13 protein-coding genes are annotated in these 15680 nt (G+C 36.6%); 2 read left to right on the top strand and 11 right to left on the bottom strand.

What is annotated here, in order from left to right; genetic code table 11:
* Positions 1-31: 31 nt before the first annotated feature.
* The 6 genes from ABMA72_RS03900 to hemC all read right to left on the bottom strand — a co-directional run bounded on the left by ABMA72_RS03900 (position 32) and on the right by hemC (position 6841).
* Positions 32-1231, bottom strand: coding sequence for a M20/M25/M40 family metallo-hydrolase (locus ABMA72_RS03900; RefSeq protein WP_392856278.1), 1200 nt, complete (start codon positions 1229-1231; stop codon positions 32-34).
* A 148-nt stretch (positions 1232-1379) separates the two neighbouring features.
* On the bottom strand, positions 1380-2417 hold the full coding sequence (locus tag ABMA72_RS03895; protein ID WP_392856276.1) for a uroporphyrinogen decarboxylase family protein: 1038 nt from the start codon (positions 2415-2417) through the stop codon (positions 1380-1382).
* A 2-nt stretch (positions 2418-2419) separates the two neighbouring features.
* Positions 2420-3118 carry a response regulator transcription factor gene (locus ABMA72_RS03890; protein WP_392856274.1) on the bottom strand — a complete coding sequence of 233 codons (699 nt, stop codon included), beginning with the start codon at positions 3116-3118 and terminating at the stop codon, positions 2420-2422.
* Positions 3111-4025, bottom strand: coding sequence for a sensor histidine kinase (locus ABMA72_RS03885; RefSeq protein ID WP_392856272.1), 915 nt, complete (start codon positions 4023-4025; stop codon positions 3111-3113). Before ABMA72_RS03885 ends, ABMA72_RS03890 begins: the two co-directional genes overlap by 8 nt.
* Positions 4016-5287 carry a glutamate-1-semialdehyde 2,1-aminomutase gene (locus ABMA72_RS03880; protein ID WP_392856270.1) on the bottom strand — a complete coding sequence of 424 codons (1272 nt, stop codon included), beginning with the start codon at positions 5285-5287 and terminating at the stop codon, positions 4016-4018. Before ABMA72_RS03880 ends, ABMA72_RS03885 begins: the two co-directional genes overlap by 10 nt.
* Positions 5288-5311: 24 nt before the next feature.
* Positions 5312-6841 (bottom strand): hydroxymethylbilane synthase, encoded by a 1530-nt coding sequence (gene hemC, locus ABMA72_RS03875; protein WP_393056148.1) that lies wholly within the window; start codon positions 6839-6841, stop codon positions 5312-5314.
* A 223-nt stretch (positions 6842-7064) separates the two neighbouring features.
* On the opposite strand from hemC, the gene ABMA72_RS03870 reads away from it, so the two are divergent.
* Complete coding sequence (locus ABMA72_RS03870; RefSeq protein ID WP_393056146.1) at positions 7065-8396, top strand: S8 family peptidase; 1332 nt, start codon at positions 7065-7067, stop codon at positions 8394-8396.
* A 50-nt stretch (positions 8397-8446) separates the two neighbouring features.
* Here the strand turns inward: ABMA72_RS03870 and ABMA72_RS03865 are convergent, their stop codons facing one another.
* The 5 genes from ABMA72_RS03865 to ABMA72_RS03845 form a co-directional block, all read right to left on the bottom strand.
* The gene (locus ABMA72_RS03865) at positions 8447-9430 is read right to left on the bottom strand and encodes a hypothetical protein (protein ID WP_393056144.1); all 984 of its coding nucleotides are present in this window, start codon (positions 9428-9430) and stop codon (positions 8447-8449) included.
* Between the two features lies 1 nt (position 9431).
* Positions 9432-10262, bottom strand: coding sequence for an HlyD family efflux transporter periplasmic adaptor subunit (locus ABMA72_RS03860; protein WP_393056142.1), 831 nt, complete (start codon positions 10260-10262; stop codon positions 9432-9434).
* An 8-nt stretch (positions 10263-10270) separates the two neighbouring features.
* Complete coding sequence (locus ABMA72_RS03855; RefSeq protein WP_393056140.1) at positions 10271-12406, bottom strand: ATP-binding cassette domain-containing protein; 2136 nt, start codon at positions 12404-12406, stop codon at positions 10271-10273.
* A gap of 8 nt (positions 12407-12414) precedes the next feature.
* Positions 12415-14061 carry an ABC transporter transmembrane domain-containing protein gene (locus ABMA72_RS03850; protein WP_393056138.1) on the bottom strand — a complete coding sequence of 549 codons (1647 nt, stop codon included), beginning with the start codon at positions 14059-14061 and terminating at the stop codon, positions 12415-12417.
* Between the two features lie 71 nt (positions 14062-14132).
* A complete protein-coding gene (locus tag ABMA72_RS03845; RefSeq protein WP_392856257.1) occupies positions 14133-15029 on the bottom strand; it encodes a hypothetical protein in 897 nt (298 codons plus the stop codon).
* A 300-nt stretch (positions 15030-15329) separates the two neighbouring features.
* Here ABMA72_RS03845 and ABMA72_RS03840 point away from each other — a divergent pair, with 300 nt between their 5' ends.
* The gene (locus ABMA72_RS03840; RefSeq protein WP_392856255.1) at positions 15330-15653 is read left to right on the top strand and encodes a hypothetical protein; all 324 of its coding nucleotides are present in this window, start codon (positions 15330-15332) and stop codon (positions 15651-15653) included.
* The last annotated feature ends 27 nt before the right edge of the window (positions 15654-15680 follow it).

Raw genomic sequence — 15680 nt, 5'->3', positions numbered from 1 at the left:
TTTTTTTATCTGATCAAAGTCGAGAGATATCCTATCTATCAAGTTCGATTGTGAATGCTAGTGCAAGTTTCGCAAACTTCAGAGCGTGATCAGCAGTTCCACCCATATTATCTAGAGTGTCACGAGAAGAGTGGATTTTTCCATTCATTTCACGTTTGCGAGTTTCAAATGGTGTTGAAGCAGGGAAGCCTTGAGCAGTCCATGAAGCATGATCTGAACAAGCGTAACCACAAGTATCACGTCCCCAAGATAATTCTGGAAGATACTTATCTAATAAAGAACCTAGGAAATTGTTTTGTGCTTCATTTGTATAATCAGTAATGATTGTGATGTCATCATTTGAACCGTTGAAGTTTGTCATATCAAGTTGCATAACACCAACAACGTTCTTACCTTGTCTTTTAAAAGTTTGTGCAATCTCTTTTGAACCAAGAAGGCCAACTTCTTCAGCTGCATAAGACATGAACATAATTGTCTTTTCTGGTTGGTATCCACTTTGAGCAAGAGTCTTTAGTACTTCTGTAACAGTTGCTACACCTGAAGCGTTATCATCGGCACCTGGTGCGTGAGCGTTTGTGCGTCCCCACCAACCTGCGATTGAGTCACCATGACCACCGATTACGATAACATCGTCAGACTTTCCTTTGATTGTCGCGATAACTGATGGCTGTGGATATGAAGAGTGGTTGAAGAAATCAACACTGATATCAGAACGGTGTGATGTTAGGCTTGTCCAATGGTCTTTAAGCCACTGTTGAGAGTCAACACCCGTTTGAGACTTGTAGTATCTATTATTGAAACTTGAAAGCTTCTCAATAACACTTCTAATTGAGCTTTCTTTTGTATTTGCAATGGCCGATCTAACAAGGTCTTCTTGATTGATTGTATAATCAGCTAAGAATGCATTAATGTTAGAGTTTTCTTTTTGCTCTTTAACAAATTGAAGTGCTTCTTCTTTTGTTTGGAATGCAAAGAAACCACCACATCTTTGGTGCTCTTCGTGAGCAAGGTGAGAGATTTCGGCCTGCTCGCTCATTATTTTTGTTTTTGCAATAACAAGGTCTTTTTCAACCTTGATAATATCGATTTGTAGATTTGAGTGTAGACTTTGTGTCGATTGGAATAAGTCCTTTCCTGTCACAATGTAGTTGTGCTCAAATGCATAAGAGTTAAATGTTAGTAGTGAGAGTCCTGCTAGTAACTGAAAACAAATCTTGCGTGTAATTTTCATCTAACCTTCCTTGGTTATTATATAACTGTAACTAAATTATTTTAGGGGCAATCAGTTAATTAAAATAGAGATAGATTCTATTATCTTCTTACATAGATGGTGGAGAAGGCTTATAGGAAGGGAGTTTGGGCGCTTTGCGCCCAAATAATTAATATTGGAATCTTGTTTGAATTAACTCGACACTCTTGCGTACATTTTCTTGGTCGATCCACTGAAGACAACCGTGGCCAAGTCCGCAAATCCATTTATTCATCGGTGCATTGGCATTTTGTACTGACTCGTATAGATCCATCCATTTCTTCTCTAGAGTCTCCCAAGGAAGTCCTAGGTATGCTGGTTCAAGGTTCCCCTGAATATAGTAGTCATTTCCTAGAGTATTTAAAACATGACCAAGGTCATGACGCCAATCAATTCCTAGAACATCAATATTGTCATCTTCGATAGCTTGTAGGTATCTCAGGTGAGTCATTTTTGAGTAGTAGATTACTTTTTTATTTGGGAATTCTTTTTTGAATTCAGCTGTTACTTTCTTTAGAACAGGAAGAACTTTTTGTGTGTAATCTTCAAAGTTAAGTTCTCCAGCGGCTGTATCAAAAAGACACATTGCGTCTGCACCACCAACTGCCTGTGCTCTCATTTCTCCAAGTAGCTCAGGGATAAGTAGGTCAACAAATGCATCCCAACGTCCATCGTATAGTCCAATTTTTGAGCTATAAAGTGCTCCAGCGTGTGAACCTTCAACAGCATATGTATATAGAGTAAATGGAGCTCCAACAAATCCTAGAAGAGTTTTGTTACTTGGAAGAGCATCTTTTAGTAGAGTACATGCTTCACCTTGGAACTTATAGAAATTCTCTGCTGAGTCTAGAAATTTAAGTCCCTTTACATCTGCAACTGTTTCAAGCTTCATTTCAAGCTTTGGTCCTGGTGCGTACTCTAGACCCATTCCCATTTGTTCTAGTGGGAAAAGTAGATCTGAGAAAAGAATAGCAGCATCAAATTTAAAATCATTGATTGGCCCCATTGTTACTTCACAGGCAAGCTCAGGCTTCTTACAAAGCTCCATGAATGTATTTTCTTTCTTCATACCTTGGTAGTGGTCATGGTAGCGCCCAGCTTGTCTCATGAACCATACAGGTACAAATTCTTTTCCATTTTCATTTTTGCGATCGTTAAATAATCCCATTTTTATTCCTTTATAATAAGCTTGTAGCCAATTCCACGAACACTTTGGATCTCTAGTGAGTTCTTAGAGTCGCTTTCGGCCCATTTTCTAAGTTTAACAATATAGTTATCTACAGTACGTTGTGATGGAAATTTATCCTCACCCCATACTTCATCAATAATAAAATCTCTTTCTACTGCTTCATTCTTCTTCTTTAGTAAGATCTCTAAAATGGCGCATTCTTTTTGTGTCAGGTTTAGAATTTTTCCATCGCCATCTTGCACTTCAAAACGCTTTGGCCAAATCTTCAAATCACCAATTAGAATCTCTTCTTCCAGTGAGTCAATATTAGTCTTAAAGCTTAAGAGTCGATCAAGCCTAATCGTTAGCTCTTTAAGAGCAAATGGCTTTGTAATATAGTCTTCACCACCTGCTTCAAATCCTTCAACTTTTGTTTGAGGGTCATTTAGGGCAGATAAGAAAAGGAGAATAAAGTCTTTTCTAATCTTTCTAAAGTCTTTAGCAAGATCAATCCCATTTCCATCAGGAAGCCCAATATCCATTAGGATAATATTTGGTTTAAAGTCCTCAAAATAATAGCGAGCATCTTTAACGTTCTTTGCTAGTCGGCACTCATGGCCAATATCGCCTAAGTACTCACTTAGAGTATCTCCAAGATTGTTATCATCTTCAACGACAAGAATTTTACCAAAATTACTCATCCTTTCCTCCGTCACTTTGTTCAGACATTGGTAACTGAATATTGAAGATAAGGCCTTTATCTAAAGTAATATCAAAATGTCCTTTCATCGTTTCAATAAGCTTCTTAGACAGGTAGAGGCCAATCCCTGAACCTTTCGTCGATTGATGCTTGTAGAAAAGTTTTCCAAGCTTTTTGACATCTCCACTGAAGCTGCCACAATCATGGTATCTGATATGAACGGCTTCGCCTTTTGTGCTAATGTGAATCTCCACTTCATTTGAATCTGTATGGGAAATCGTATTTTCTAAAAGGTTCTTAAAAATAATACTTAAAGCAAACTCATCTGCTTGTAGGCTTATATTTTCGGCGTCTTTATTTATCGTAACCTGTAACTTGTCTTGGTAGCCCCCTTGAATGATTTTTTCAAGGAAGTGATTAATTTCAATATCTGTCGAGTTTAAATTCCCTCCACGTTCAATTCGAGAAAGCTGCAGGATTTTATCCATTTGATTCTCAAGACGAATCGTGTCGTCAATTAGGCGAGTCGTAAGTCTCTGTAGTCTTTGATTAGAGTCTTTTTCAACTTCATCTTTAATCACTTCTGATTGAAGCTTGATACTTGCTAGTGGGGTCTTAAGTTCATGAGTAAGACCAGCAAAGAAAGCTGCAATTGAGCGATTTTTTCTCTGATCTCTAATAAAGAGGAGAGTGTGTGAACTCACTAGAATGAGTATCAGAACTAAGAATGTAATTCCTTCCCATTTTATAAGTGAGCCAATATCTGGGCCCTCTGTACTATTTAGTTTTGCCAAGCGATCACTCATTTTAAAAATTAAAAAGAGCCACCACAGGCCAAAGAGCCCGATTAATCCCGTCGTTATTGTCGAGATCAGAAAGAATGGAGAAGAAGATTTCTTTAGTTCCAAAGTCTGTTCTCTAAATCCTTAGCAACTTCTTCATTATGTGCAAGTGAACCAAATCCTACTTCATATGCATTTGGAGATAGGTAGATTCCTTTTTCAAGAAGTAATTCAAATAATGGAACAAAGTCTTCACCGATATTACCTGGAATATTTCCAACTGACTTAATCTTATCTCCTGGAACGATCCAGAATAGAGAAGAGTGGTGAATGATATTGTAATTCGAAAATTGGCCATCATTATATTCTGCAAGCCACTTCTTAAAGATATTCACAATTCTAAGAGTGTTATCTTCAAGTTCTTTGTAGCTTTCTTTTGTCATCTGTTTAAGTGTTTCAAGTCCACCAACCATCGCAAGTGGGTTTGCACTTAGAGTACCAGCTTGGTAAACACCACCAACTGGAGCAAGGTGTTCCATGATTTCTTTCTTAGCGGCAATTGCACCAACCGGAAGACCTCCTCCAATTACCTTACCGTAAGTTACGATATCAGGTGTGATTCCTGTAAGCTCTGCCATACCACCAAATGCAACACGGAAACCAGAGATAACCTCGTCAAAAATTAAAAGAGCATCATTTGCTTTTGTGATTTCTCTTAAGCCTTCAAGGAATGCTTGGTCTTGAATAAGGAGACCATTATTAGCTGGTAGAGGCTCGATGATAATTGCTGCGATCTCACCTTTGTGATCTTCAAAACACTTCTTTACACCATCTAGGTCTTCAAGCTCTAGAATAAGTGTGTCATCAGCGACACCTTTAGGAACACCAAGTGAAGAAGATTCAGCTGCTCCTGCAAGACCTGAACCCGCTTTAATTAACATGGCATCAACGTGTCCGTGGTAACAACCATTGAACTTGATAATTTTATTCTTTCCAGTCACACCACGAGCAAGACGAAGAGCTGTCATAACTGCTTCTGTTCCTGAGTTTACAAATCTAATTTGATCAACGTGTGATAGACGTGAAAGTAAGTATTCTGCTAAATCTACCGAGTATGGCTCACATGCTCCGTAGCTCCAACCACGACCTAGGGCCTCAGTTAGTTTTTCTTTTACAGTATCGTTTTGGTGACCAAGAACAAGTGGCCCAAAGCTCATGCAAAAGTCGATATAATCTTTACCTTCAATGTCAGTAAAGTAAGCACCCTTAGCGCTCTTAAAGAATTTAGGAGTTGAAGTCATTCCTTTGAATGAACGAACAGGTGAGTGAACTCCACCTGGAACCATCTTCTTACTCTTTTCAAAAATTTCTGTGTGCATATTACTCATATATATTCCTTTAATTTAATAATCTTATTTTTTTAGCCAAATTTTAAACTCTTCCATGCTGGCAAATGGACGTACTGTGATATCTTCTTTTGAAAGTTGTTCAAATGTCTTACCAAGTCCACATGCATGAAACTTATCTTTAAGCTCTGGTAGGTGTTCAATATAAGTTTTGTACTGAGAGTAGCTTGTCCAAAAGAATACATCGCACTGTCTAAGCTCATCGAAGAAGTTCTCACGTACTTCTTTGTCGCTTTTTTCGTATGATTCAAATACTTGGCCATAGTCAGAGTAAGAGTCTTTATGAGTTAAAATAGTTAGCTCTTCTTTTGGCCCATTCAGTACTTCAATGGCCTTTGAATCACGAATCTTATCTAGTACATCTTCACCAAGTCCGTCACATGATCCATGAACCCACTGGCCGTTTTGTGCCAAGAGCTTCCAAGTAGAAGTACCAGCAGTATAAACAGATTTTCCGTGATTCTTTAGAAGGCTTACACCATAGCGTGCAGAAAGAAGAATGTCGTTATTTGGCACGCGTGCATTCTTTAGCGCTTCTTTGTGAATTAACTCACAATAGATATATTCTTGTTCTCTGTGGTCTGCGTGTGGAAGACCAATAAAGGCCTTCGCTTTTGAAGCAGGTGATGGAAAGCTTCCTTCAAGGTGTCTTTCATAGATGACCTTGTCGTCAACTTTTCCTTTGTGAGTATGAATATAGTAGTCGCCCTTTTTCGTAACGTTGATACCAACTGCTAGGTGACAACCACCTCCGTAGCTTGCAAATGCTTTACGCTCACGGCTTACTTCACTTACAGTATCTTTATCTTGAAGTTTTTGAAGCTTTTCTTCTAGCGCCCCATTGTCATCACGATTCTCTAGGCATTCGATTCCAAGAGCTCCTTGAGAAGCTGCTGCTGGGAACTGGCTATGTGGAAGAACAGCATAAGTCATTCCTGCCAGTAGTACTTCTAGCTCTTTTCTTGAACTTTCTGTGATGGCAAGTCTTTCAATACCTGGCATAGCAAGTACAATGGCATCGTAATTATCTTCTCTAAGCTTTTGAATACGTGAATTTACGTTTCCGCGAAGCATTTTAGTCGATACCTTTAAGTTATCTCCGTAAGGTAGAAATTCAGAAAGAGAACTTTCAATATTTACAATTCGACGTGGAGAAGATGTTCCAACAACAAATTCTGTCAGTTCTTTGGCCATAAGCTTACTAACCGTTTCTTCTTTAATTAAAAGAATATCGTAAGCGTATGCTCTTTTAGAGATTGCAGCTAACTTAATACCTTCTGGCCTATCACTTCCTAGGTCCTTGTACGAATGAACGACTAAGTCGATCTCTCCCTGAAGCAGGGCCGCATCTAATTCTTTTGTAAAAAAATCTTTTCCCTCAAGTTGCCAAAGTGGCTTATCAACAATTTGATCACCTTGAGTTTTAATTACTTTTAATTCAAACTCGTCACCAGTTAGTTCTTCGAGTTGATCTTTTACTTGATTACATTGAGTCAGGGCCAATAAAGAGCCACGTGTTCCGATGATGTATTTCAAAATAAATCCTTGTTTATGGTGTGAACGTAAAATACATTAGATAACTTACTTTTTTGTCATGAAATTGTCATTAAAACCAAGTATGCGCGACGAGTCTATTGTTTGATTTTTAACTGAAGTGGTCCCATCTCCGAGTGAAAATGTAAGAAAAAGACATTTTCTATATCGTTTTTTTATATATACACTTAAGTCATTGAAATTTTATTAGCAAAAGGAATTGCAAATGAATCGATCGATCTTAATAGGGACAGTCCTAATTTTATTAGGTTTTTTCCTAAATATCACAGCTAAGGCATCGTCTCTTAGCATCAACCCAAAACGAATTATTGTAAAGTTAAAGAATGGTAAAGAAGTACCATCGATAAACGGAATAAAGAAATCAGTTTACTTTTTTGAAACTACATATGTTCTCTACACAAATGGTGATGAAACCCTTCTTGATAAATTAAGGTCTCACCAAGATATTCAAGATGCTCAGTTTGATACATTCTCAAAACGTGAGCCACTTCCAACACCTGTTGAAGCGATTGAATCAGAATCAGTTGAGGAAGGTGATGAGATTTACAGCTCTGTTTTAAATGATCCTAAACTTTCAAAGCTATGGGCGTTTAAAGATGCAAGTAAGCACGGAATGAGTGTTAACAGAGTCTATGAACAAAGTGGACTGGCCTCGTCTAACGAACCAGTGATCGTTGCAGTTGTCGATACTGGAGTTGATTACAACCATGAAGACTTAAAAGATGTTATGTGGACAAACGTAAATGAAATTCCAGGCAATGGAATTGATGATGACGGCAATGGTTATATTGATGATATTCACGGTATCAATACTCTAGAGCGTGACAGTGATGGAAATGCGACAGGGGATATGATGGATGGCCATTCGCATGGAACTCACGTTTCTGGAACAATTGCAGCAACTCAAAATAATGGAGTTGGTATTGCTGGTGTTGCTTCCAATGTTCGCATCATGGGACTTCGCTCAGTTCCTAGCTATGGTGATGAGACAGATGTTGATATCGCTGAAAGTTTTCTCTATGCTGCAAGAAATGGAGCAAAAGTAATTAACTGCTCTTTTGGTAAGTCTCATAATGAAGGCGGAATGTTAGTAAAAGAGACAATCGACTATATCGCTAAAACTTATAACACTCTGGTTGTTGTGAGTGCAGGTAATAGTTCTCAAAATATTGATACAAAATTAACTTACCCTGCTTCTTATGACAGTGAGGGGATGTTAGTTGTCGCTTCTTCAACTCGCTATGGACGCTTTTCTTATTTTTCAAATTACGGTTTTGTAAACGTTGATGTTGCAGCACCAGGTTCTTCTATTTATTCAACGACTCCAGGGAATCGTTATGGAAATATGTCAGGGACTTCCATGGCCTCTCCTAATACGACAGGAGTTGCTGCTGAAGTTCTTTCAAGACATCCTTATTTAACTGCCGTTGAATTAAAAAATGTATTAATGAATAGTGTGACAACAAAGTCCTCAATGGATGGTGACATCCTAACAGGTGGGGTTGTTGACCTCTATTCTGCTTTAGAAAGTCTTTAATTTATAGAGGCCCTAGAGCTAGGGCCTTTTTTATCTCTTATCATTTCGTCCTAATGCCAAAGCTTAAATTTTTCTTGATGTGGGATATTGATCTCAACAATATTGCCAGGGCCAATATAATTTAACTCTATTCCTTTCGTACTATTAGCTATTGCAATGCCTTTTTCTGTCTCATTAATCGAGTTACTTAGGTTAGGTCTTAGGTATTTCTTAAAATTAAAACCATCTCCACCATCGATAACAGAGATACGGTATGAATCTTCTAGCTTTTCATAAGTTACAATGACCGCTTCTTTGTTTCGATCGCAAAGTATGTCGAGGTAACTTTCATAGTCACCATTATCCTTTACTTTTTGGCGCTCATTCTTATCAATTTTTAACTGTCCATGTTCTAGGGAGTTTAAAATGATTTCAAAGAAGGCCCTTTCTTGCGTAATCGTTGCGTTGGTAAATAGTTTTAAAGTTCTGGCACAGCTTGCAATATCGGCCAATGTCCTAAGATGCATTTGCGCATTGGTGACGATATCAAGGCCACTATTATGATCGATAGAGTAATTGATGATCGAGTTAATTCTTGATTGAAGTTTTATTTTTGAGTTTGCAAGTTGTTTAATGAGAGGGAAGCTTTGAAGATCGATAAAGTCATTCAAGTCATTTTCAAGATAATGTGATTTACGCTTTTCTGTAATCTCTTGTGCTAAGACAATAATAGGTATGTTTGAGAAACGTGGATATTTTCTTAATGTTGAAAAGATTGAAAGATCCTTATTTAAGTCTGAGTCATAAAAGAGAATAAGGTCGATATCGTTCTTCTTAACATTAGCAAAGACTTGCATGATCATCGAAATGCTATCTCGTTGTACTATATCATATGTATCATCTAGGACTGTCGATAGTCGTTCAGTAATACTTTCATTATTACTTATAATGAGAACTTTCGACTTCTCTGACTGAGTCTCTCGTTCTTTTAAGTCCTTGCTTGCACTAGCTTCACTTGTGATTTCTTGAACCGCCTGTTGTATTCTTTTAAACATATTATCTCTCCGTTAATGCGTAACTTAGTGAAGTATCGATCGGCTGAAGTAGGTAACGTAGGATACTCTTTTCCGCTATTTGTATATCTGCGTGAACTTTCATTCCTGGAAGAATTAAGTTTCTTTCCTGGTTCTGCCCAATATAGTTTTTAGAAAGTATCACCTTAATCTTATGATAACTTGATCCATTACTTGTATAAAATACACTTGGGGATATGGACTCAATCCATCCGGAAACAACTTGATTGCGATGGGTTTGATGAGAGGTGACTTTTATCTTTACTATCATCCCTTCTTGAAGAGGCGCTAAGTCTTGTGGGGTAATTCTTACGGTCGCGATTGGCCTATCATCTATTGGAAGGATTTTTACAATATTCCTGTCTTTACTTACATTTGTTCCAACTGCTTTATAGTCAACCTCATTAACAATTCCAGTAATAGGTGATCGAATTAAGAGGATCTCTTTACTGACTGAATTATTATCTTTATTCTTTTTTTCATCAATAAGGGTGTAGAGTAAATCACCCGCCTTTATGTATTGTCCATTCATGACTTCAAGAGAATCTAGGATTCCTGATTTATTGTGCTTGATAAGGTGTGTGATTGTGGTTGCTTCAATTTCTCCATTGGCCTGGACGACTTCGTTAACTGTTGAGAAGGAAGACCATGCAAAGAATGCTATCACCGTAAATAATGAAAGAAGGATAATTGACTTGGATACATATGGGATTCTTGCTTCTTCTAAGAGAAGGTCTTGTCCGATATAGTCTGTTTGCTTAGCATAATCAAGACTACTACCAAACGAGAATCTTTTTCTTTTATTCTTCATCATTATCCTCCTTATATGAGGGCGTTCTCTTCGAGGTATTCAAAGAGTTTGTCCTTTGTCCCGGAAGTGAATTCTTTGTTAGGTGCCATATAGATTATATTATCTGCTTCTTTCAATATTTCTTTGTGTTCACTACAGAAAACTACGGCAAAGTTTTTCTTAGATAGTTTTAAAAATTTCTTTAATAGCTTGAACTGTTTGTTGATTATGCTTGAGGGAATATCTTCAATGAGAACGATTTTTGCCTGAGTGCAAAATGGAATTGCTAAAACTATTGCAGAGTATAGTTCATTTGTGATTTTTAGTTTCGATTCTCCGCTAAGAGGGGTGTCAATAGTTAGTCCATTTTCCTCAAGAAGCTCTCCAATTCCAAAGAATCCCAAATATATCATGATATCATCTCGAGTGATTAGAGGATTAATATATTTGATATTTTCGTAAATACTCATATCTTTCAATAATGACTTCTTTAAGTTTAGCGTTAGGATATGCTGTCTAAGATAGAGTGTGTCGAATTGTCTATGATCGATTCCTCCAATGAGAATCGAACCTGATTGAGGAAGGTAGGTTTTGTTGAGTAGTTTTATAAAAGCACTCTTACCAGATCTTGCACCACCATGAATGCCATAGACCTGATTTGGCCTTATTTTTATATTGATATCACTGAAGACATTTTCCAGTGTATCTGGGTATTGAAAAGAGACTGATTTAAAATTTATTTCAAAGTTTTTCGTATAAAGATCCTCACTAGAGCGGTATGTTCGCGTCTCACTACTTTCACAAAAGAGCTTGTGCAATTTTCTAAATGAGCAAGATATAGAGTCTAGTCTTTGTATTGAACTCGGTATTTGTTGTGCTGTTGTGAGTATATTCCAAACTAAAACTAAAACAGCGATAAAGTTAGCGATAGCTAATTCTTGATTCCAAACAAGTAGCAGGCCTATGATTGTGGATGCCAAGACAATCGTAATGGTGATGACTTTTGAGAAGAACTCTGTTCGGTAGGCATTCATCTTATATTGTTGTTCCTTAAAGCAAGACATTGAGCTAAGGGATGATAAACGATTTGAAAATATTGGAAATAAGTTCTCCAGATAGATCTCTTCAGAACCTCTTTTAAGTTCATTGACTAGATTATTCTTATTTTCATGTAATTGATCATAGGTTTCTTTCTTGATTCTTATCTTCGTAAGCTCTGAGTAATAAAGAAAAGTTACCATTGGTGCGAGAAAAACGAGAGGGATGGCCATCTCCCATGATAAGAAAAAAATTGGAAAAATAAGAAGAGTATTAAAAATTGTGTCAATGAGCTTCAGGTTATTTTCAGATGAAAGGAATTTGACAGCATCTTTAATGTCTTCAAAACGGTTAACTTGAAAGTCAACTTTTTCGATCTCCCTTTGATGATCTGACATTGTGGATATTTTTTGTAGAATTGCTATCTCGAGAATATAGTCAATGCGGTTTGTGCACCAATTGATAATATTTGATCTAATACCACGTGCAAAATAACTAATTACTTGTAGTAAGATAATTCCAGATGTTGCTGGGATGAGGACTTCTAAAGGCCTAGCTCCAGTGATCATTTCGTAAATAATAAGAACATAAATAGCAAAGGCCAGTGTGCTTAGTGTATTGATTAAAGATAGGATGATTAGCTTCGAAAATTCTTTTTTAAACCTTCTCGTAATCGCCCTTGTCCAAGAAGAATATTTTTTATTTGTATTTCTAAATATCCTTTCATTTCTAAGCTCTACTTCATTAAATTCCCTAATTAAGAGTGTATATTTGATAGGGAAGCTATCAATATCAATTTGTCGTTTAAGGTCATGGTCATTTATGAGATAGAATTTCCCTTTTTCTTCATCTTTTTCTTTTTCGTAAGTAAGTATTAGGTGATCATTCTTAGCACAGAAATCTTCAAGATCGATATTTGATATTAATAAGCAGGGAAGAGCGTCGATTTCAATATTGTTTAATTCAAGCTCTATTTTTTTTGCCTCAAGGCCGATCGTTGCTAATGCGTTTATCAAGTCAATTTCTTTCATATGACGATATGACATTAGTATTTCATTTACATCTTCACTGTAGTCATCTTGATACTTTAGTTCCATGAAATTATGAAAGATCATTTTTATATTGGACATACCTCTCCCTAGACTAAGTAAGTATCAATCTCTCCGATACGATTGTTCAGAAGATCACGGTTACATAGTTTTAATAAGTTTCTATCTCTTGTGTTTACGAAGATTATTCGGGACTCTCTAATACTTGCTATATAATTAAATATATTGATGTAATTCTCACGATCAACTCCCGCTTCAAATTCATTTAGAACGATGACTTCAGGCTCAAGTGCAAGTTGTCTGGTAATGTAGATAAGCGATTTCACTTCATCAGAAATATTATCTTCGACTTCAGAAGTAAGCTTTGTATCGAGTCCATGAGGAAGTTTTTTTATGATTTCACCTAGTCCCAAGGTATCGATATAGCCCTGGGCCTTCTTCTCATTAACAAGCCCGAATGAAGTAATGTTATCCCTTATTGTTCCATTCCATATATTTGGCCTAGCATTGATAATGGCGATATTTTTATAAAGGCTTAGATCATCAATATCTGATAATTTTAAATCATCGACATAGACTTTATTTGTAATAGACCTAAGATTTGGAGCAAAGAGAAACTCCTTTGTGTCTTTGTCTTGATTCTTCAAAGAGATAGTATCACCCTTCATGAAAGGAATCTCATGCTTCCTTCCTCTGATGTAAATGGGGATTACCATTGAGTAAATCTTATCAATATTTACCTTTTCTTTTTCCTGCGATCTTCCTCTTGGGTGAACAATAATATCCGTCATAACTTTTACTTCATGAATCTTTCTTAAGGCCTTAAATATTTTATCTGTTGGCGCGATACAACGATTGGCCAAAATTAGTGACGCTGCAAGGGCGCCAATACTCATCAGGCCATTGGCCACTAAGTAAGATCCCGACGCTATGATTGCGACAGATGTGAGCTGTAACATAAGTTGACTCAGATTAAACTGAAAGTATGCGTAACGACCAAGCAAATAGTTATTCTTAGTTACCGCTGCCTGTTTCTTTTTGAAACGATTATTGAATAGATTTATTCGACCAAATTTTCTTAGGAGAGTGAGGTTATCTAAGATCTTATAAAGTAGGTTGTTTTGCTCAATATCTGTTATATGTTTAAGCTGAATGATTCTAGTCATTCTCTTTAAGGCGTAAAAAGAAACCATCATGTAGAGTGAGAATGCAACAAAGGGCACGAAGGCCATTAATGGATTAAGGTAGAAGAGAAAACCAAAATAAAGACATAGAAATGGAAGTTCTAATAATGTGACAAAACCTTTGCCCGCAAAAAAATCTTTATTTCTTTGAATTTCCTTTAGTGAGTATTGGAAAACTCCAACATCATAAAAATCAGTGTCGGTAATTATTTTCTTTATTAACTCTTGCGATTGCTTGTTTTCAAAGCGTGCTGATGCGAAGGTTACAAAGTAGTAGCGTAAGTATTTTAGTGCTGACTCGGCCACAATAAAGAGTGTAAGCCCAAAGAGAAGGACAATGGTGCTACCTGTATTATGGCCTGGAATGATACGATCAAAGAGTTGCATTAGAACAACTGGTAAGGCCAGGGATGTTGTACTTATGACTAGACTCAACGTTAATAAGATTCTTAAAGAAATAAGATCCTTATTAAAGACTTTTGAATTCTCTCTTATCCATTTCAGTGTAGTGGATGGAATATGACCGACACTGCTTGGGATATTTATTTCCATGACGTCTCCTACAGTAATTTACTGTAGATGACTGATCGACTAAGTTATCGGTGCTTGTGAGTTAATTAAAACTAAAGATTTGCGCGAACGTTTGCCAGATGCTTTGCTCTTTTTTCAACAAGAGTTTCAATAGCCAATTTTGCTTGATCTAGCTTCTCAATTTTTTCTTCATCTAACATTTTACCGTGATTAAGAATATCTCCTAAACGGTAAACACCTTGTTTCTTATCAAATTGAGTATCAATGACAGAAGGTGAGCCAAGGTCGACAAAGATTGAGTTGCTTGGACAGTGACCAGCAAAGAACTCTTCAGCAAAGATCTTTCCTGAACATCCAATTGTATTCACATAGCTATTGAATTTGAAGTATTCGCTATAATTCTTCCACTCAATTGCCGTGATATTGATATTAGGAAAATCGTTGATGATTTCTTGTACTTTTTGTGGGTTTCTTGCACTAATGTAAACATTGTATTTTTTCATTAAGTGCTTAATTGAATCTCTTGCGAGTTGTCCTGATCCTAAAATAAGGACATCACCAGAGTCGTACTTTGATTGAATGATTCTTCTTGTAATACCAGCATAAGATTGTTGTCCAATCTTAATGAGGTGTTCTTTTCTTACTTCCTTAGCGTCTTTAAAAAGTTTTTCTAAAACTCTAAGAATAAGTGAAGAACGAATATCTTCTTTAAGGTAATTTGAAAAAGCTTCTTTGAATTGGGCAACGATTTCACTTTCACCTTTGAGTTTACTTTGTAGGCCGCAAATTGTTTCTAAGAGAAAGTGATATGCTTTTTTACCAAAGTAGTATGTACCTAGTTGAGTGTCTTCTTGAGAAAATTCTGATGTCGTTAAGATAATTGTTCTTTGACATGTAATAAGAACAAACGCACCTGGCATTTTCAGTAGGTGAGTTGGTATATTTTCACTCTTCGTTTGAATGTTTAATAGGTGTATTTTTTGTAACAAAAAATCGTCCTTGCACTGTGTCGTCTATGGTCCCTGTGACTAAGATTACCGAAATCGATACCTAAAAGTGTCATGGAATTGTAGACCCTGTTTTTCTTTATCCGTCTTTATAATTTCTATGTGATATTGCCCTAATTTGTATTGTCTGAGTGTATTAGTCAATATCTTCTTCCATAATATTACTATCTTATATATCTGGATTGGGCGCCAATAGAAAATCTATATGGTGTCATCAATACTTGTTCAAAGATGCCTAAAATCCTTTTCACAGCTACAATTCTCTGCTAATTTGTGCCTATCATGAGCTCAATCACTAATAATGCAAACGAAGTAGATAAGAAGAAACCAGAGCAGAAAACTGCGCTACAGTCCTTTCTGGAGCGACTAAAGGCTCCATTCCTGGCATTTGATCGCAAGGTCGACGGTGCTATTTCGTTCTTTATTGCTCACTACGGTAAAACAAAATTTATGGTGGCCATGTCAAAGAAGATTCAATATCTAGGTATTGAAGGCCTTTGGAATAAAGGCCCAAAAGCTTTTATTTATTTTTTCCTATTTTATCTGATCCGAGATACAATACTCTATATTATTATCCCTATTTGGCTGGCCAAGGCCACTTCGTAAATCACATAAGGATTTGTATCTAATAAG

Source organism: Halobacteriovorax sp. CON-3 (assembly GCF_043196995.1).
In the GTDB taxonomy this organism is placed as follows: domain Bacteria; phylum Bdellovibrionota; class Bacteriovoracia; order Bacteriovoracales; family Bacteriovoracaceae; genus Halobacteriovorax_A.
The sequence above is the reverse complement of the archived record's forward strand: the minus strand, read 5'-3'. Positions and strand labels throughout refer to the sequence as shown.

What these genes read in the sequence shown, in the direction of transcription:
- ABMA72_RS03900 (WP_392856278.1), bottom strand. Translation starts at nt 1,231, where the DNA reads ATGAAAATTACACGCAAGATTTGTTTTCAGTTACTAGCAGGACTCTCA.
- ABMA72_RS03895 (WP_392856276.1), bottom strand. Translation starts at nt 2,417, where the DNA reads ATGGGATTATTTAACGATCGCAAAAATGAAAATGGAAAAGAATTTGTA.
- ABMA72_RS03890 (WP_392856274.1), bottom strand. Translation starts at nt 3,118, where the DNA reads ATGAGTAATTTTGGTAAAATTCTTGTCGTTGAAGATGATAACAATCTT.
- ABMA72_RS03880 (WP_392856270.1), bottom strand. Translation starts at nt 5,287, where the DNA reads ATGAGTAATATGCACACAGAAATTTTTGAAAAGAGTAAGAAGATGGTT.
- ABMA72_RS03870 (WP_393056146.1), top strand. Translation starts at nt 7,065, where the DNA reads ATGAATCGATCGATCTTAATAGGGACAGTCCTAATTTTATTAGGTTTT.
- ABMA72_RS03865 (WP_393056144.1), bottom strand. Translation starts at nt 9,430, where the DNA reads ATGTTTAAAAGAATACAACAGGCGGTTCAAGAAATCACAAGTGAAGCT.
- ABMA72_RS03860 (WP_393056142.1), bottom strand. Translation starts at nt 10,262, where the DNA reads ATGATGAAGAATAAAAGAAAAAGATTCTCGTTTGGTAGTAGTCTTGAT.
- ABMA72_RS03855 (WP_393056140.1), bottom strand. Translation starts at nt 12,406, where the DNA reads ATGTCCAATATAAAAATGATCTTTCATAATTTCATGGAACTAAAGTAT.
- ABMA72_RS03850 (WP_393056138.1), bottom strand. Translation starts at nt 14,061, where the DNA reads ATGGAAATAAATATCCCAAGCAGTGTCGGTCATATTCCATCCACTACA.
- ABMA72_RS03840 (WP_392856255.1), top strand. Translation starts at nt 15,330, where the DNA reads ATGAGCTCAATCACTAATAATGCAAACGAAGTAGATAAGAAGAAACCA.